Consider the following 19,077-nt stretch of genomic DNA (forward strand, 5'->3'; position numbering starts at 1 on the left):
CATGCGCACACGCGAGCTGGGCGGCACCGGCATGGCGATCACCACCGTCGGGTTCGGAAGCTGGGCCGTCGGCGGCCCCGGGCTGATGGGCTGGGGCACGCAGTCCGACGACGAGTCGATCGCCGCCATCCACCACGCCATCACCCGCGGCGTCAACTGGATCGACACCGCCGCCGTCTACGGGTTCGGGCACGCCGAGAAGGTGGTCGGCCGGGCCCTGGCCGCGCTGCCCCCGGCCGACCGGCCCCTGTTGTTCACCAAGTGCGGCCTGGTCTGGGACGAGAACGGCGTCGAGAGCAACGACCTCACCCCCGAGTCGATCAGACGCGAGTGCGACGCCTCGCTGCGCCGCCTCGGCGTCGACCACATCGACCTCTACCAGATCCACGACCCCGACCCGGACGGGCCGCCGATCGAGGAGTCCTGGGGCGCCGTCCTCGACCTCGTCAAGGAAGGGAAGGTCCGGCACGCCGGCGTGTCCAACTTCGACGTCGACCTGCTGGAACGCTGCGAGGCCGTCGGGCACGTCGCGTCCCTGCAACCGCCCCTGTCGCTCATCGACAGGGACGCCGCCGCGGACGTGATCCCCTGGTGCGCCGCGCACGGCACCGGCGTGATCGTCTACAGCCCGATGGCGTCCGGGCTGCTGTCCGGCACGTTCACCGCCGAGCGGGCCGCCGCGCTGCCGGACGACGACTGGCGCTCCCGGTCCGCCCAGTTCCGGGCGCCCGCGCTGGAACGCAACCTCGCCCTCCAGGAAGCGCTGCGCCCGATCGCCCGGCGGTACGGCGTCTCCGTCGCGACGATCGCCATCGCCTGGACCACCGCCTGCCCCGGCGTCACCGCGGCGATCGTCGGCGCCCGCACCCCCGGCCAGGTCGACGGGTGGCAGGACGCCTCCGACCTGCACCTCACCGCCGACGACCTGGCGGAGATCACCACCGCGCTCCACGCCACCGGCGCGGGACACGGCCCGATCGAGGCCGCGCTCTCCTAGCGCCGTACCGGGGCGGGCGGCCGCGGGGCCACCCGTCGCCGTCCGCCCCGGCCCCCCACGTGGAACCGGGGCGGACGCGTCACACAGGCGCCGCACAGGGAAACGGGCCGGACGGAATGTGCTCCGTCCGGCCCGTGGCCTGCCAAGGCTCAGCTGTGGGCCGGCCGCGGCACGTTCTCGTCGGACGCGTACGCCGGGTTCAGCGACAGCGCGATGAACGTGAACGGCCGGTTGACGTAGGTGAAGCCGAGCGGGCAGTGCCGCGTCCCGGCCGGGATCCACACCGCGCCCGTGGTCGTCACCGTGTGACGCTCACCCTCGATGTCGAGGTACAGCTCCGCCCCCAGATCGTGGATGTTGGCGGGATCGCTCCCCATCCACATCAGCACCTCGTCGTAGGTGTGCTCGTGGTCGTTCACCCAGTGCACCTTCTCCGACGTGGGGTTGATCCAGCTGAAGGCCATGTGCACCTTGCTGAGATCGACGTCGATGCCGCGCATCAGCCCGAACGGGCTGCTGATGTTGGCGGGGCGTTCCCCTCCTGCCGCGGCGCCCTCGTTGACGAGGTCGTCTCCGCATTCGAGCATGTGCTCGATGAACAGGTGATCGTACTTGCCCATGCTTCTCCCTGTAATCCAGGACCAACCGGCGGTCCCTCACCGCCCGGATTCCTCCCTCCAAGTCTTCGCACCCCCCCACACCCTAGAAAGCCACTAGCGCCAGACACGCTGTCACTGACATCCCTCCCCGACCCGGCAAGGACGACTGCACGAACTGCCCCGATAGGGCTCTCGCGTCCGGCCGGACGAGTAGCCGGCCGCTGGGAGAGCTACTTGAGCGGTTGAGGTGTGTGAAGCCCACCCGTATCCCGCCGTCGTGGCCGATCGCCGCGATCTCACCCTCAAAGCTCGCATCACCGAGCGGCAACTCAGCACGTGAGGGCGCAGACCGTCTGCGTCGGGAGCTTCTTTGAGTGGTTGAGGTGTGTGAAGCCCACCCGTACCGCGCCGTCGTGGCCGATCGCCGCGATCCCACCCATAAGCGCGCGTACCCGGTTGTTACCCGTGTCATCAAGTCGGCAGATATTATGCCAGCCCATGCCGAAATGCTTCTCAATGTATCACGCTGTCCGCAAATGCCGTCACTAAAAATGCCCAAGAATGTCATCCCGTGGTATGCCGTATCAGATACCGAAGAGCATCCGGCGAGCAACCGTGGGGTGGGTAGCATTCCTAGACCGTGCTATTTTACGTTCGATTTGCGCTGGCGCCTTGGAGGGCAGCAAGATGGGCGAGCCGGTGGTGTACGAGCGGTGTGGTTGTATCTGGCTCGCTGGCTCATAGAGCGGGAGGGAAGGTTTCCCAATCCTCGCGAGCTGGTGGGAAGCGGGTCAGAGGCAGGCGCGGTCTAAAGCATGGCGATCACCCCACTGGCCACTGAGCAGGGGCCCTTGACGGGCAGTGTCGAAAGGAGTGGTTTCCATACGGGTCGGGACGCCGTGCACGACGTTGTCATCCAGCAGGACTGCCTGCTGATTGATACTCCAGTTGTAGATCAGCGTTGGAGGTCCCGCTGCGCCGCCGCGTGCAGCGGCGGAAGACCGGGGGTTGGCCCACCGGAAAATGTCGGGGCTCTCCGTTAGCGTAGCCTCGCAGCGAAGTGATGAAAGGTTGAGAGACATGGCAGCGGTCGGCGACAAGGTTGATCCCGTCGTCGGTATCTTCAACCCGCGCCTTAGCGACGTCTTCGGCCTAGTGATCCGGCAAGACGAGGTGGACTTCGTCGTCCCCCATCTACGCGAAGACCTCCCGCTCTACCTCGACCCATTCCTGCTCTGGAAGTCTGACGACCCGGAGTACCGACGGCTTCACACCCACCTGCTCGGCTTCGTAGACGAAGTCCGCAAGCACGCCGTCGACGGACAGGCCGTCCGAGCAAGCATGCTTCTCTCAGAGGTCAGCGAGCCGGCCGAACTCGGATTGGGCTATGCCGCCGGTTCTAAGCGAGGCTCAGCGCTCGGTTCCGGCACCATCGACGGCATTATCCGCATGTTCCGACAGGTCCCGCAGCTCCAAGCCGCTGGCCTGGACCACCTGGAGGTCCTCTCGCTGCTCGTGCCCGGCATCGCTGAGGATCGCATTAGCGATTTGACTGCCTCAGTCATCAAACGCTGGCTCAGCGAGTTCACTGAGCGCCGCTGCGATGATTGGGGCATCCCGACGACCCGCCGCCGTCTCTTGGGTTGGGACGCCGCAGCGCTCGACTGGCGGCCGTTCGATGCTCACCTTCCACGCAACCCTGCAGACGGCTCACCTGTCCTACTTGCGCCCCTGAATCTCCTGCGCAGGCTACCTTGGATTAACTACGGCGACTACTACCACACCGCCTACGCGCCACTTGTACTGCCGCCAGGCCGCGCGCGCAGAGTCGTCGCCAAACAGGACGTACTCACCTACAATCGCGCGCACTTCGACACCATCCGCAACTACGTCGCGGAGCGCGAGGCCGCAGCCGACATTTGCACCCCAGACCCTCTCTTCACGCCGCTCAGACTTGCGACTCTCAAGAAGAAGGTCTCCGAGATTAAAGCGTTGCCGACCGGCCGCGACGAAGGAGCGGACAAGAAATTCGAGGAGCTCGTGTTCGACGTCCTGTCCTCCGTGCTCTATCCCGAGCTTGACCTTGCCGGCCAGCAGGAACGAACGATCAGCGGTGCCCACATCCGAGACGTCATCTTCCACAACGACGGCAAGACGCCGTTCTTGACCGACCTTCGGGACCAGTACGGCGCGCGCCAGCTCGTCTTCGAGCTCAAGAACGTTGCCGCGCTCGACACGGAGCACGTCAATCAGCTCTACCGCTACCTCGACGAGGAGGATATGGGCCGCTTCGGTGTGATCGTTGCGCGCAATCCACCCAAGGCCAGCGTCCTGCGCAACATCGTCGACTTGCACTCGTCCAAGCGCCGCGCGGTCCTGTGCCTGGACGACTCGGATCTCGACCTCATGGTCGCCCTACTCGACTCCGGGCGGCGCGCCATCGAGGTATTGCGCAAGAAGCACGTCGAGTTCACCCGCCGTCTCCCGAAGTAGGAGAACACATGCCCCGCCGCGTCAAACAGAAAGATAGTACCTCGCCGTCACCGACGGACGAGCAGGCAGCAACCTATGACCGGCTCGTCCCAATGCTAGAGGCCGCTCACCGCGAGATGACCGAACTGTCCAAGAAAAAGCAGGACGGTATCGTCAACACCCTCAAGATCAAGATGCTCAACCGTCTCCTCAGCGAGCTAAGCAAGGTCATCGAGAATGACCCCAGCTATACCTTTGTCGATATGCTCGATGAGGAAACTCTTCCGCAAAATAGCGACGTGGTTCTCGTCCTCAGTCAATGGCAGGCAGCCCTCAGGCAGTACAAGGGCCGCCACCACGGTTACGACTCGTCAGAGCATGCCGAGCGGTGGTTCACTGTGGAGAACCCCGAAAGCAGCTACCGCTGATACTGCGCCTGACGGAAATATCATCCGGCCAGCTCACGGCCTTATAAGTGCTTCCAGTGTGCACCTTGCGCTTGCCGATAATTACATCCGATCGCATGGGGATTGGTGCTGAAGCCGGCCATCAACGCTGACGGTGGAATACTGGCTGTTGTCGGCACATCGACGCACTGACCCGCTGATCAAGGACTCATCGCGGCTTCTAGTTCCGTGTAGCGGTACATGCTTTGCTCTGGTTCCAGCGCGCGCACGTCTGTAAGGAAGGCTTCCCACACCTCCTGGTCGACCGAGCGTAGGTGCGCGGTCACGCGATAGAGCTTCACCGCCAGGTTACGCATCCCGCCCGCAGTGCGACAGTCAACATCAGCCGACCACGCGGTCAGTGCCGCTTGCAGATCCTCGACGGTCATCAGCGGACCGTAGGGGACGACAGCCGTGCGGGTGATTTCTTCCGCCCCCCGCCATCCCGGAGCTTGCGCCAACAGCTCTGGCACGTAGGAAACGAAGTAGGGAGCCACGTGACGGGCCATCACCTGAGCTCGGTTCACTGCGGACAAGGCGCCAAAGGTGATCTCCAGCCGAGGCAGTACAGCACGCGCCTGAGTCACACGCACCACCGACAGCGCCTCGGCATTGTCTGGTGTCAACAGCTCCCATGGAGAGGAAGGAGCCAAGCCAGCGATCAGCTCATCGAGCCGGGCGGTGAGCGGCGCGTCCAGCAGGTCCCAGAAGGCGTCCAGCTCGGCCAAGCGCGCGGCGGCCCGTAGTTGCTGCTGCCCATCGACCTTGCTTAGCCGGTCCAGGGACTTCTTCAGCGAGGCCGCCACTATGGCTGAATCGCCGGTAGTGAAGGCGTGCAGGCATTCCGCCGTGCGATCGGCCAACAGGATGGGGGAGATCTCGGGCGGTCCGGGAAGCTTGGCCAGGGCGTGTTTGGCTGCCAGATCAACGATCTTGCGTCGGGCGGTGGGTCGGACCCGAGCGAAGAAGGCCCCCAGAAGATAGGCCGGGCTGGTCGAAAACTGCGGCTCGGTCACGTGGGCCATGAAGTCGTCGATGACCTTGCGGCCTTGGGTGGGAGGGTGGATGAGGAGGGAGTCCTGAGCGGTTGCCATGTGCGCGCGGGCGCTTTCCGGCAGCGGCTGATACGCCTCGCCCAGTCGACGTAGAGAGGGGTGCACGCACAGGTGTCGGTCCTGGCGTAGCCGCTCGAGCTCGCGAGCGGCGATGGTGTCGATCAGCTCCATCTTTGCCGCGATATCTAGAATGCTGCGCTCGATGGCCTGCATGTTCGTGACGCCGTCGGTCGCAAGGCCTGCCGCTTGAGCGCTCTCCAATTGGGTGTGGAAGTCGTTGGCGTCGCCGTCTCCTTCGTCGGCCAGGCGGACGATCTTCTCGGTCAGGTCAGCTACGACGGCGATCCAGGTCTGTCCGATGGCAGCGCGAAGGGCGCCGGCGTGGTAACACCGCAACGCCTCCTCCATCAATGGGCAGACATCGGTGTTCCAGATGCGGTGGATCTGTTCTTCCAGATCGAGTACAGCGTCTTTCTTCGGGTGCGTCGGGGGGAGTAGCGGCGAAGTGATTAGCGCCCGTTCGCCTCAACATGCCAGGCGGCCGTGGCGTTCGTCGCTCCGTTTACGATAGGTCATGCAATACTTCGTGGTCCTTATCGCTGCGCAGCGTCAGTTGCGCCACCCGGCCGCCGGACACCTTTGCCTTATTGATCAAGAAGAGCTCCCTCTGGTTACACACATCGCAGATGCTGACAGAAGCGACTGGTGTCAGGTCGATAGAGGCGGCCAGTAGTGGACCACGCAGGTAGATGCGATGGGGGGCGAGTTGCTGGTGGTATTCCTCGTCGAGAGGTTCCCATTCGGGGTGGCTTCCGCGCAGGCGGCGCCCTTGAAGTATGTAGCCCGGGTCGATATAGCCGCAGTGTTCAATCAGGTCCCAGTGCAGGCGAGCCAGCCACGGCAGAGATTCCAAGGCGGCGACGACGATTGGCTCGAGGGATCTAACCTCGGCATCCCGTTCATGCGCAGGACGGACACCGAACGCATGCCCGGAGGCATTCCGTTGATTCTTGATCTTCTGCAGTATGGACAGTGCTCCATGAGGACCGCGCATACTCTCGAATACAGGGAGCTCGGGAACGTCACCACTTCGGAGAAAGTTCGATAGAAGCGTCGTCCATGTCCCGAAGGTCGCTCCGGCACCCCGAGTGAACGGATTCGCCAGGGTCGGGCTGAATTCCTCACCGCGTTGGATCATGATTGCCAGCGCTATAACGCCCAGAGAGCGAGCGAGGCTTTCACCGAGCTTGAGAAGTGCTTCTTTGCGGACGTCGACCAGGTGCGCAGTTCGGTATTGCCGGGAGAGTCCAGCAACATGAAACGGGTAGCTGAGCTCCGCCCGCCACACCGGGTCACTCAACGGCTGCACGAGCTCGCCGAGCAGATGGGCTTCGGCAGCTTTCGACTGCATGGCCTGTTGGAGCCCGGCGAGGTCCTCGGTAGGTCTCTTGAAAATGTTGGGGAACTCAGGAAAGAGGGAGCGAGTCAGCCGTATCAGTTCCGCGCGGCTGGAATCCGACTCTTCGATCAGGCTGGCGAAGGCGGGGCTTTTGATGGCTTCGACAGGTACTGGAGTGTCCATCGACAGCGACGTTAGGGGGCCGGTCCTGTCACGGCCCATTGCGTTCAGCCATTCGCACAGCGTGCGGCCTCCGACGTAGGGCCGGAGAACGTTGAGCGTAGTCAACGCCTCACCGAAACCTGATGGGAGGAGCCGCCATCGGCCGGGATATCCCACGATATCGCCGTCCGCGCACAGGCCCAGAGGTCGGTCGGCTTCCGCCGCGTCGGGAAGATCAGCGGCTTTCTCGGCTGAGAGCCCAGTGGCCGTCAGTAACGGCCGGCTATGTCTGCTGTCCCGGGGCAACGTTCTCTTTGTAACCAATCGCGCCACGCGGGACAGCGGACCAAGCTCGCCGTGCCACCTAGTTTCCATAAGCAAGTGGCGCGGAACCTCATAGCCGATCTTCACTGTCGCGGCATCGATCCATGCCATCGGCGAACCGGAGAGGACTTCACGGCGAAGGAAGGCAGCAACGTCCTCGCCCAGCGGGACACGGTCGTAGGACCGTAGATCAGGGTCGGCGATAACGCTACCGGAGATGTCCCGCTGAACCTCGCCACCAGGGTCGACTACCGACGCGGCTTTCACTACAGCCGACCACACCCGCTCCGGCGGCTGTTCGCAGCCCGCAGTGAGGAGCCCGGCTCCCACATAGTCCTCGAATGCGGCTTTGGTCGTCCATGCCCGGCCTACGAATCCGCCAAAAGCGGACAGAAGGTCCTCGCCCGCAGGGTACCGCTGCAGCACACTGCTCTCCTGGAGCTGTGCCACCGCCTGAGGCGTGACCTGGAACCGGAGCCGCAACGGCTGGTCGATCTGAACCCGTTGGTAGCCAAATTCCGACGCCTTTAGCCGTCTGACCGTCGGTCCCTCGCTGGGATCACGACCATCATCGCCCAGACAAGCGCGACGGTAACAATCGGCTATTTCAGTGACTTCGCCATCGGTGAAATACTGGCGCTTGTCCCCGACCAGCTTACGCAGCGTTGTACCACGGCCACGCGCGTCGAGGAAGACCACCTCACTGCGGTCGCTCGGCGATTGGGTTGACAGCACTAGCAAGAAGAACGGCAGGGCGGTGTGGGTGAACAATCCGCCAGGCAGCGCGATGATACCTTCCAGCAGTCCGCTCTCCACAATCCACCGGCGGATCTGTGACTCGCCCGACCCTGCGGCGCCGTTAACCAGCGGTGATCCGTTGACTACGATCACAGCTCGCGATCCGCCCGCCTCACGGGGCTTCATGTGGGCGACTAGATGCTGAACAAACAGCAGCGACGAATCCGACACGCGCGGCAGCCCAGCCCCGAAACGCCCCGCGAAGCCCCGCTCCGTGGCTTCTTTCTGGACCGCGTCGGAGATGCGCTTCCACTCGACTCCGGCCGGCGGGTGTGCCGTCAGAAAGTCGAACGTCTCCGCTGAATACCGATTGTCGCTCAGGCAATTGCCCGGTGCTATCGCAGCGGGATCGAGGCCAGCCATCAGCAGTGAAGCCGAGCACATTGCACGGGCTCCCGTGTTGATCTCCTGGCCGTACAGGCGTACGGCTTGGCCGGTGAGTCGGGCGCGCACCGCCGCCAGCGTTCCACCCATCCCACAAACGGGGTCGTAGATGCGGATCGGTCCACGCGGTTCGCCCGTGTCCGAGCCCAGCAGCACGAGCTCTGCGATGAGTGAGTTGATGTCTGCCGGCGTGAACCACTCTCCGGCAGTATCGTGCTGTGCAGCGCTGAACCGGTCGATAAGCTCGGCGAAGGTCTCGCCCATCAGATCGTCGGCCACCCGAGCGGGGTGCAGGTCCAGATCCCGGAACTGGCGGAGGATGGGATACAGCAGTCCGACAATGCCTAACCGCCTCAGAATCCCACCAAGATCGAAGCCATTGAAGACGTGCCCGATCTCCTCCGGGAGCTGCCGCACCCAGTCCAGGAGCGTTTCTGCAGCGGTATGCGAATCCTCTAACGCCCGATCGAAGACATCGGCCTCCATCTGGCAGTCAAGGCGTCGCAGGACCACGAGCGGTAGCAGGACGCCTCCACGCTCAGATGCTCGGAACTCTGCCCACAGCAGGGAGGCAATAGACCAGAGCGAACCGGCCAGCTGGCCTTCTCCCTCGGACACCAGTCCCGCTCCCCTTCACTCCGTAACCTAGCTTGCGGAGGTCATCATCGCACCGCTCTTCCACCGAGATCGTATGACCGCCGACTCCACATATCAGACCGAACGTCGTGCCCCGGCAACAGCTTCGCCGATTCCGACACATGCGCTGAAAGTGTGGCGATTCGGGGCGCGACCGCGAGCTCAGCCTCACCGGGCGGCGGCCTCATCAACGAAAACCGGATCGCCAGATGACTTGCGACACCACTCGAGAACCAGCAGGTCAGGCGCCGAATCCTCTATCGAGCCCCCGCAGCATGCATGTCGGCACGGGTTGGGACGCGAGCGTGACCTTCTAGGATCGGCCCTTTCTCGGGAAGGGCTTCCCGATCGGCCACGGGTTCGTAAGGCCGAACCACTCCGTCGGCGTGCGCGCAGGATCGACGAAATGGAATGCGCCGTGGGCGTCGACCGTCGATCGCCGCCACATCGGCAGCGGGGGTATGGGCCACTTAGGGTCGGGGTGCTCCCAGATGGTGTGCTGCTGGGTGCCCACGAAGGCGGGGTGCAGCTGCTTGACGACGAGCACAGCCGACACGTGGCGGTGGCCCCAATGGTCACCCTTGCACCAGTAACCGTCTGGATTGCGGACGAGGGCGTCCGCGCGGGTATCGCCGCCAGGGCCGGTGCCGATCAGCAGGGCCTCGGTGCCGTACAGGGCATTCTTCACATCATGGTCATCGGTGGTGATGCTGCTCGACGCCACCGCGACGACGTACGGAGCACCAAGCGGCCCGTATGCGGAGCCCTTGTCGCTCAGCGCGTCCTTGATCTCCTCCTTATCCTGCGGCCAGAAGGCCTGCCCGCCACCGAAGATCCCAAGCGGTCTCACGCCCTCCTTTCCGCGCGTCTCGGGAGACTTCGGGAGCGCATGGAACTGAATCCGCCACCCGTCCGCCTCGTAGGGCATGCCCGGGAAGTCACGACGGCCGTTCCCCCGGTCGCTGTAGGCGTCGGGGTTCAGCTCTTTCAACCACTTCTCCAGTGAGGAGCGCAGCGGGCGAGTCCGGAGCGGGGCCGCCCCCTGCCTCTCCACGTCGATCCACAGGATGAAGTTCGGGCTGTCGATCTTTTCGAGTGACTCGTACACCGTGTTAACCCTCGCGGCCGCGCCCACCGCAACGTTGCTGGACGACGCTGATCGAGCTTCGACGTAGACCACTCTGCCGTCCTTCTCTGCGCGGAAGTCCGGGCGGCGACTGGTCCCGTCGACTTCCGGGTGGCAAGTCACGGTGTAGCCCATCCGGAGAAGGCACTCGTGCAGGTACAACTCGAAGAAGGCCCCCCTGGACTGCCGATCGTCCCTGGAGCGCAGCCGTCCTCGGACGTCCGCTTGGGCGTCCGAGCAGAGCCGAGAGAACCAATCCTCGATCAGATCCCGGACCTGGTCCCAGAAGAGGCCTGCCACACGGTCGATGAACTGGGCGTGGCTGTCCCCATGCCCGGCCGGGGACGGGTCTGTACGCTCGACCGCGGAGAAGATGTTCACACCGATCATCACACCCGGTCCACCCGCGCCGGGGCAAGGCGGATTTCCGCCCGGTAGGACCTTGCGAACCCCAACCAAGGCCGCGCCGACCACGAGCGTGATCAGTTCGATCCGAAATACAACGCCCTGAGGGGTTTGTGCGCAGATCTTGCGTCCAGGTTCCCGGTCGCTGTTATGAGAGTGCGCTCGACGTCATACCGCAGCTGGCGTAGACGGGTCCGGGGCGCGGCAGCATCCGGCCGCGAGTTCCGAGGCGGACCGGTAGCGTTCCTCCCGGACCCCGACCGCAGCATCCCCGAAGGGCACCCTCGTGAACATCCCCGATATCGACTTCACGCGGATTCGGTCACTCGGCCCTGGAGGGCAACGCGACGGGTACGAGCAGTTCATCTGCCAACAGGTGGCACAGGAGCCACCCACGGCCGACGCCCAGTTCGTCCCACTGCATGGAGCCGGCGGCGACGGCGGCGTCGAGTGCTACTGGACGCTGCCCGACGGCACCGAGCACGGGTGGCAGGTCAAGTACTGGACCAGCCACACCGACGTCGACAAGGCTCAGCTCGACAGGTCCGTCAAGGCCGCACTGGACCAGCATCCGAACCTGACCAAGTACGCGATTGCTATCCCTGCTGACCCGACCGGTTCCACCGGAGGCCGCGGCAAGTCGCTCCTGGAGAAGATCACCGACCCGGGAGGCTGGCTCGAGAACTGGAAATCCGCGGCCACCGCCCGCGGCATGACAGTGGAGTTTGAGTTCGAGTGGGCGACGAACATCGTCACCCGTCTCGAACGCCTTGACACCACCGGCATCCAGCGCCGGTACTGGTTCGACGCCGACGTCCTCGCCGCCCAGTGGTGGGAAGATCGGCTGCAGGAAGCGGTTGACGCCGCCCGACCCCGGTACATGCCCGAGTTGAACGTTGAGGTGCCCGCCGCCAGGTCCATCGCAGCGCTCTGCTCCGACGACGAGTGGTGGGCGGTCGTCAGCGACCAGATAGATGAGGTCAACGACTCCGCCAGCCGCGTGCGCAGCGCCGAGGACGAAGTACTCGCCGCAGACCTGAGCACAGCCCTCGACGCCACCACCAAGGTCACTGACGCGCTGGCCGCCTGGCACACCTCGCACACGACCACGGGACTCGACGATCTCGCTCAAGCGCTCGCCGAGGCCTCGAAAATCGTCAGCGATCAAGAAGCTGTCGAAGTAGCAGCGATGAACGCCAAGTACCCCAACGAGAACTGGGACACCCAGAGCTGGCGGCAGTTCCAGGCCGGGTACCAGGTGTCGTTCCCCGCGCGGGCCGTCGACGCCCTGCGCGAACTCGGCGAAAAGCTCGCTGACGCCACGGGACTCCTCATCAGCCCGGTCGGTCGGCTCGCGGCCGGCCAGATCGCACTCATGACTGGTGCCGCCGGCATCGGGAAGACCTACCTCGCCATCGATGCGGTCGTCCGACGGCTCGGCCAGGGCCGCCCCAGCGTCATGATGCACGGTCGCTGGTTCACCGACCGCGACCCGCTGACCCACCTGCGCGACGTGCTCAAGATGCCCTCCGACCTCACCGGCGAGGAAGCCATCGCGCTCCTCGACGAGAGCGCCCGCGTCGCAGGGGTCCCGACCCTCCTCGTCATCGATGCGCTCAACGACACCCGCCCACGGTCCACGTGGCGCGACAACCTCGAACGGCTCATCACTGCCGTCGGCCGGTACCCGAACGTCCGGCTCCTCCTCATCGCCCGCACACACTATGTCGGCCAAGTCCTCCCACCCGGGCTCACCCTGCTGCGGTTCGAGCACACCGGGTTTGAAGGGGTTGAGTTCGAAGCGGTCAGCGAGTACGCGGCGTTCTACGGCCTCGAACCGCCGACGTCGCCGCCCATCCACGGAGAGTTCGACAACCCGCTGTACCTGCGTCTGGTCTGCGAAGCGCTCAAGAACAACGCCCGGCTGTCTCTCGATCGGGCCACCATGGGCCTCGATGAGCTGACCCGGATGGTCCTCGACAATGCGAACAATGTCGTCAGCGACCGGATCGACGCCTCACCGTCCGACCGCCTCGTTCACCAGGCCATGCACGCCCTCGCCGCCGCCATCGCCGATGGCGGCGGCGACCCGTTGCTGACTCGTGCCCAGGCTCAAGCCCTGCTGGCACCGATCTGGTCCGACCGGAGCGCCGAGAAGTCACTCCTCGACGCGCTCATCGCCCAAGGGCTCGTCGAAGAGGACGTCATCCCCGACGGCAGCCCCTACGGCGCAGACATCATCACCATCACGTTCGAACGCATCGGACACCACCTCATCATCTCCGACGCCCTCTCCAACGTCACCGACGCCGCCGGCATCACGGCCGAGCTCGGCGGCCATCTCGGCACGGTCATCGGCCTCGACAGCACGATCGACCTCGGCCTTCTCGAAGCAACGTCCGTCGTGGTCGCGGAACGGTTCGGGCTCGAACTCACCGAGTTCCGCACTGAAATCGGTGACGACGATGCCATCGCCGCAGCCGTCGTGGCCGGAATCGGCTGGCGCAGCAACAGCTCAATCGCCGACGCCACCCGCGACGTCGTCGTTGATGCGCTTCGCCGGGCCGATGTGTGCTCCGACGCGTTGACGATGCTGTTCCGTCTCGCCGCCCGCCCCGACCACCCCCTGAACGCCGACTGGCTCCATGAGTTCCTCGCCGCCCTGAACATGGGTGCCCGCGACTCGTTTCTGCCCGGCTGGTTCCACATCACCCACGACACCAGCGGAGCAGTCGACCGGCTCACCCGATGGGCCAGGGACAAGCCGCTGCACCAGGTCGGTGAACAAACCGCCCGCCTGTGGGTGACGGCGCTCCTATGGGCCACCAGCGCCAGCGACCGGCGCGTCCGTGAACCGGCAACCATCGCCGCCGTCCGCCTCCTGACCCGCCACCCGGGCCAGGCGGCCGGGCTGCTGGACCGGTTCACCGTGGTCGACGACGAGTGGGTCGTCGAACGAGCCTGCGAGGCCGCGTACGCGGCCCTCCTTGCCAACGGCACTCAAGACGACTGGGCTGCCGCGGCGGAGGTGGTGTGGAAGAACATCTTCTCCGTGCCGTCGGCCGTCACCCCGAACGCCGCAGTGCGTGATGCCGCCCGCAGCATCCTCGAAGCCGCCAACAATCGCGGAACTCTCCCCGCTGGCGTCACCGTCGACCAGTTCCGGCCGCCCTACACCAGCGACTGGCCCCTCACCTGGCCCACCGACACAGACATCGCCGCGTACGACACCAGCAGCTACCCGAAGCTGGTCCACTCGGCTACCGGCGACGACTTCTTCATCTACCAGCTCAGCCCCGAAGTACGAGACCGCCCCGGTATCGACCTCCCCTCCGCGGCGCGATGGGTCGTCACCGAAGTCATCCGCCTTGGGTACCAGCCCGAACTCCACGCGTCCTTCGACGGGTACGTCGTCGGCAAGTTCGGCATTTTCCGGTCCAAGCCAGCATGGATCGAGCGCATCGGCAAGAAGTACCAGTGGATAGCCCTCAACCGCCTCATCGGCATTGTCTCCGACCACGCCCCCAAGATCCCCGACAGATGGGACCCGCCGGCGCCCGCCGTCCCTGGCCCGCACACCGACATCTCCCGGCAGGTCGACCCGACGATCGTCGAGTTCGCACCCACCGACCAGACCCCCCGTCCATGGGTACCCGCCTACGACTGGGCGCCCACCGTCGCGAAGGCCGACGCTGAGTGGATAGCCGACGACACCGACCTTCCAGACATTGCAGTCCACGAAGCCGTCTTCGAAGGCCGCCCCCACATCGTCCTGTCTGGCGCCTACGACTGGAACAACGGTTCCGACACCACAAAGCGCGCCCGGGGCATTTGGACCCACATCTATACCCATCTGGTCGCGACCTATGACCTTGCTACCGCCATCAGCGAACTCGAAGGGCGCGATCTTCTCGGCGAGTCCATCGCCAACAACCCCGAGATGCACCACGGGTACGTCGGCGAATTCCCCTACGGCCACCACCACGGAGAGGTCCTCCACGTGATGCGCCATGAATGGATCGAGCCACTCACTGTCCCCACTCAGCCCGCCGCCTGGCGCCTCCTCGGCGAGTACGAGTACGCCCCCGGGGACCAGAACACCATCTCTCTCTACATGCCCGCCCCCGAGTTCTTCGGGCCTGCCCCCGGCAAGCTCCACTGGAACGGGCGCAACGGCTGGACCGACGACACGGGCCAGCTCGTCGCGACCGTTCGTCACGCGGTCAACGTTGGCCAGAACGAACTCCTCGTCGACGCAGAGTGGCTCGAACGGTGGCTCACCACCGAGCAGAAGTCGCTCGTCTGGGTCGAGAACACCGGCAAGGACGTATACAGAGGCTTCGGCGGTGGAGGCAGCCACCCGGGGAGACTTACCCGCTCCCAGGTGAGGTCCTGGACCCCGGGCGGAAGTATGCAGACCGCCGCACCCGGCTGGTACCGGGTCGCTGCCAGCACCCCCTGAACTGCGACCGGCGCGAACTCCCCAGAGACCGGTGGTCCCCTCTTTACTCTCGCTCTGCTGTCCACCGATGACGTCAGGCGTTGCCTGACCCTTGACGGCAACCCCGGTCAAGAAGGGGCAGGACACATGAGACACCTTCAAGATCGAATCTTGGTGTACAAGCGGTGCGGATGCGTCGATGCGATCACCGGCAAGCAACTCGGCCGGCGCTGAGTGCACCTGGACGAGGACGAACACGGCAGTTGGTACTTCGCCGTGCAGGTGCGCGGCCCGGCCGGACGTTGCCAGCGGGTCCTGCGTGATGGGTTCGCCACTGCTGAGCAGGCCCACCACGCAGGTTGCCGTCTATGTTGCGGCGTCTGTACTTGTATGGAACTGCTGCACAATTCGGACTCGATGAGGCAGCATCAGGTAGATGACGGGCGGGATGCACGGTGGCGAGACCGTCGGTTTCTGTGCTGTACCGGCAACTGGGCCATCATGATCGAGGACGCCTAGGCTCGGCCAAGGGGCTCTGGGACAGCAGCGAGTGTGAGCGTCAGCAACGTCGGAAGTCCGCTACAGATCCTGGCTGCGGGTGGCTCCGATAATGTCGGTGATCCCTGATAGGTGTTGAGCGTTGTACCCGTCCGTCCTCTCCTACTCACGAACAGACAATGAGCGATCGTCGAACGTCACCACATCCCGGTCCCGCCGCCATCGCCGAAGACCCTCATCTGAGGTCGCAGTTCATGCGGCAGCTTCTTACAGCGTCGGGCGGCCCAACCTCACCTGCCAACGGCAACACGGCACCTCGTGTGCTCGTCCAGTTCTGGAACGATGCATCGACTGTCCCCGGCGACGTGCAGGAATGCCTCGACAGTTGGGCCCCGCTAGAGAACGCGGGGTTCGAGAGGCTGCTCTTCGATGACACCTCGGCTGGGCGGTTCATCCAGGAACACTTCGCTGAGCAGCACATGAGAGCGTTCGCCCGTTGCCATCATCCGGCGATGCGTGCTGACTACTTCAGGTTGTGCTTCATGCTGCGCGTCGGTGGCTTGTACGTCGATGCCGACGACGAGTGCCAAGGGGCGAGTGTCGAACCACTTGTTATCGACGGTGTGCTTCGCCTGCAGCCGCTCGTATACGACATTCCGTCCGACTCCATGGTCGCGGTAGAGCGTGCCCTCGATACGAGCGATACCGGAGAGCGCATCTTCTATGTCAACAACAACCCGATCATCACAGCGCCAGAACACCCGGTGATCGCCAAGTCTCTGGAACGCGCCACGGCGCTTTTGCTTGCCGCGGATGAGTCGGACCGTGACATCCAGGCTCTGACTGGGCCGGGCAATCTCACCGCGAGTTTGGTGGCTTACGCAGCGGAATTGCAGGCGCAGGGGAAGACGCCGACCTTCGAGCTAATGACCTGCTGGGACACGGTCGCTGTCAGCAAATGGCCCCTGAGCTATCGAGCCGACGAGCGCAACTGGCGGCACTGGGTACGAGGCGAAGGCAAGGCGGCTCGTTCTTGAACAAGCGCACGTTTGCAGATTTCCGGCAAAATCTCCTCCATTATGGGCGACTTCGACTTCGCTTGGCCGACTGGCATCGACGCGCAGCCGTGTTCTCGCGTGCTGGCGAGCCGGATGCGCTGCGCCGCATCTACGTCATCAATCTCGACAGACGCCCCGACCGCTGGCGACGCGTAAGAGGTGAGCTCGACCGCTTCCGAGACCGGCACGGGGAACGTTTATCGGCCGTCACCCGACGGTTCTCTGCGGTTGACGCACGATATACGCAGGCCACGCCCGACCCTGCAACATTGGTTCCGAGGTTCACCCTGGCTGACCAGCTCACCGTCGAACCGAACCCCTTACTTCGCATCGACGCCGCGACGCGTGCTCGCGAAATCATGATGACTCGGCAGGAAGTCGCTGTCGCGCTCTCCCACATCGAGGTGTGGAAGTTGATCGCCTCCGGTGACGTGCCCAGCGCACTGGTGCTCGAAGATGACATCTTCATGGCCTACGGCTTCGCCCGCGGTCTCGACGCGACCTGGTCATCGCTGGACCGCTCGGCTTCGGGCGAGCCGGACTTCGATCTGTTGTACCTGGCTTTCGAAGAAGTCGGCAACGTCGATCCTGTCCGGAACGGAGCCAGCACGCGAAGGCTTCAAGAGCCGGGCATCTGGGAGGCTTCGGGCTATGTGCTCAGCCGCGCGGGCGCGCAGAAGCTCCTTGACCACCTGCCGGTGTACGGCCCCGTAGACCTCTGGCTGAACATGCAGTTCAGCCACATGCGCGCCTACACCGCTGCGCGTCCGCTCATCGCGCAGCGCATCGACGAGCCGTCGAGCAACTCCTATTCCATACTGCCGATACTTTCCCAGGTCGGAGTGATCACGCGCGAGAAGCCGCTCGTGCCAGCGACCAAGCACCTTCCCGGGCCTGTGGTGGCAGTCGGGTCCCCCGGTTCTGGTTTGACCGCGCTCGCCACAGCACTCTCCATGCTGGGTTACACCTGCTGCAGTGACCTTGATGGCTTGCCCGCAGCAGAGGAACAGGCCCTCCTGCGCGGCGGTCGGAGACGGCTGTTCAACGCCTACGTCAACATTGGCTCCCTCTCCCCAGAAGCGCTCCATCAGATCGTTGGAGCAAACCCGAGCGCACGGATCATCGTCACGTCAACCGACCTGACATTACCCAGAAAGGTGGGTGACCGAGCTCTCCTGTTCACGCACGAGGCGAAGGACCGCTGGGCCTTGCTCAGCGATTTCCTCGGCGTCGACTATCCGTCGTTTCCATATCCAACCGACGTCGATCTCGGGATGCGCATCCGCAGACCCAGGGCTCTTCTGCAGAGCGCTAGGAATGCGATGGATCTGAAACATGACACCAGCCCGTGGATCGCAACACCGGGACGTATCGAGTGGGACGGCATCACCATCAGCGCAGAGCCGCCCCGGCACACACTCACCGCCCATGTCGACTGGACGTCTGGGGGCAAGCTCAACGACGAAGTCTGGAAGCTCCGCGACGACACTTTCCCCAGCAATATGGCCCTGTTCACGCCGGCCAACGTTAGTCAGCACGGCGCCCACGCACGACTAACACTGCGCCCGGAGCAAACACCGGTTCGTGAGCTCACCTCAGGCGCGATCGCGAGCCGCGCCGTGTATCGCTACGGCAAGTTTTCGGCTGAGCTCCGCCCGCCGGGCGTTACGGGAGTCGTGACGGGCATGTTCCTCCACCGGAACGGACCCCGACAAGAAATCGACATTGAGTTCCTCGGCAAGGACACCACCAAGATGCTTGTCAACGTCTTCTATAATCCCGGTCCCGAGGGTACAAAACTCGAATACGGCTACCGTGGCACGCCGACCCTTATTGACCTGGGCTTCGACGCCGCCCACGATTTCCATACCTACGGAATCGACTGGCAGCCAGGCGCTATCCGCTGGCTTGTCGATGGTTCAGTCGTTCACGAGCGCGTGGCATGGGACCCCACGCCAATACCAAATCAGTCATTGCAGTTCAATATCAACCTATGGCACTCGCGCTCCAAAGAGTTCGCCGGCGACCTAGCCACGGACCGGCTTCCCACGTCAGCGCACATCCGGTCAGTCGCGATCCACGAAAATGTCACGAAGGGTGATCAGTCGGATCGGCGCCCCTTTTAGTTAACGCGCATCGCCCACCAGCACATCGTCGGCGTCGACGTACAGGCCGCCCTCCGCAAGCGCACATGGGCAGGTGGCCGCCAGGTCTGACAGGTCTTGATCAACTTTTGGTCGTCACCTCACGCTCGTCGCATCGGTCAAGGTAAGGTCC

Annotated in this window: 10 protein-coding genes; 6 read left to right on the plus strand and 4 right to left on the minus strand. The window is 64.3% G+C overall.

Annotation, left to right across the window (positions count from 1 at the left end; genetic code table 11):
• Nucleotide 1: 1 nt before the first annotated feature.
• Nucleotides 2-997: an aldo/keto reductase gene (locus tag BJ982_RS13005; RefSeq protein ID WP_239123069.1), complete on the plus strand. Its 996-nt coding sequence runs from the start codon at nt 2-4 to the stop codon at nt 995-997.
• Nucleotides 998-1,146: 149 nt separating this feature from the next.
• Here the strand turns inward: BJ982_RS13005 and BJ982_RS13010 are convergent, their stop codons facing one another.
• Nucleotides 1,147-1,617, minus strand: coding sequence for a hypothetical protein (locus BJ982_RS13010; protein WP_184879910.1), 471 nt, complete (start codon nt 1,615-1,617; stop codon nt 1,147-1,149).
• Nucleotides 1,618-2,676: 1,059 nt separating this feature from the next.
• Here BJ982_RS13010 and BJ982_RS13015 point away from each other — a divergent pair.
• Together BJ982_RS13015 and BJ982_RS13020 are read left to right on the plus strand one after the other, a co-directional pair.
• Nucleotides 2,677-4,089, plus strand: coding sequence for a DUF8370 family protein (locus BJ982_RS13015; protein WP_184879911.1), 1,413 nt, complete (start codon nt 2,677-2,679; stop codon nt 4,087-4,089).
• A gap of 8 nt (nt 4,090-4,097) precedes the next feature.
• On the plus strand, nt 4,098-4,496 hold the full coding sequence (locus BJ982_RS13020; protein WP_184879913.1) for a hypothetical protein: 399 nt from the start codon (nt 4,098-4,100) through the stop codon (nt 4,494-4,496).
• A 179-nt stretch (nt 4,497-4,675) separates the two neighbouring features.
• Here the strand turns inward: BJ982_RS13020 and BJ982_RS13025 are convergent, their stop codons facing one another.
• The 3 genes from BJ982_RS13025 to BJ982_RS13035 form a co-directional block, all read right to left on the minus strand.
• Nucleotides 4,676-5,977 carry a hypothetical protein gene (locus BJ982_RS13025; RefSeq protein ID WP_184879915.1) on the minus strand — a complete coding sequence of 434 codons (1,302 nt, stop codon included), beginning with the start codon at nt 5,975-5,977 and terminating at the stop codon, nt 4,676-4,678.
• Between the two features lie 154 nt (nt 5,978-6,131).
• The gene (locus BJ982_RS13030) at nt 6,132-9,254 is read right to left on the minus strand and encodes an HsdM family class I SAM-dependent methyltransferase (protein ID WP_184879917.1); all 3,123 of its coding nucleotides are present in this window, start codon (nt 9,252-9,254) and stop codon (nt 6,132-6,134) included.
• Between the two features lie 331 nt (nt 9,255-9,585).
• Nucleotides 9,586-10,779, minus strand: a complete 1,194-nt coding sequence (locus tag BJ982_RS13035; protein WP_184879919.1) for a hypothetical protein — start codon at nt 10,777-10,779, stop codon at nt 9,586-9,588.
• Between the two features lie 310 nt (nt 10,780-11,089).
• Between BJ982_RS13035 and BJ982_RS13040 the strand changes: the two genes are divergently transcribed.
• The 3 genes from BJ982_RS13040 (at nt 11,090) to BJ982_RS13050 (ending at nt 18,926) form a co-directional block, all read left to right on the plus strand.
• The gene (locus tag BJ982_RS13040; protein ID WP_184879921.1) at nt 11,090-15,265 is read left to right on the plus strand and encodes an NACHT domain-containing protein; all 4,176 of its coding nucleotides are present in this window, start codon (nt 11,090-11,092) and stop codon (nt 15,263-15,265) included.
• 797 nt (nt 15,266-16,062) lie between these two features.
• Nucleotides 16,063-16,779 carry a glycosyltransferase family 32 protein gene (locus BJ982_RS13045; RefSeq protein ID WP_184879923.1) on the plus strand — a complete coding sequence of 239 codons (717 nt, stop codon included), beginning with the start codon at nt 16,063-16,065 and terminating at the stop codon, nt 16,777-16,779.
• A complete protein-coding gene (locus BJ982_RS13050) occupies nt 16,776-18,926 on the plus strand; it encodes a family 16 glycosylhydrolase (RefSeq protein ID WP_184879925.1) in 2,151 nt (716 codons plus the stop codon). Before BJ982_RS13045 ends, BJ982_RS13050 begins: the two co-directional genes overlap by 4 nt.
• Nucleotides 18,927-19,077: the final 151 nt, after the last annotated feature.

Source organism: Sphaerisporangium siamense (genome assembly GCF_014205275.1).
In the GTDB taxonomy this organism is placed as follows: Bacteria; Actinomycetota; Actinomycetes; order Streptosporangiales; family Streptosporangiaceae; genus Sphaerisporangium; species Sphaerisporangium siamense.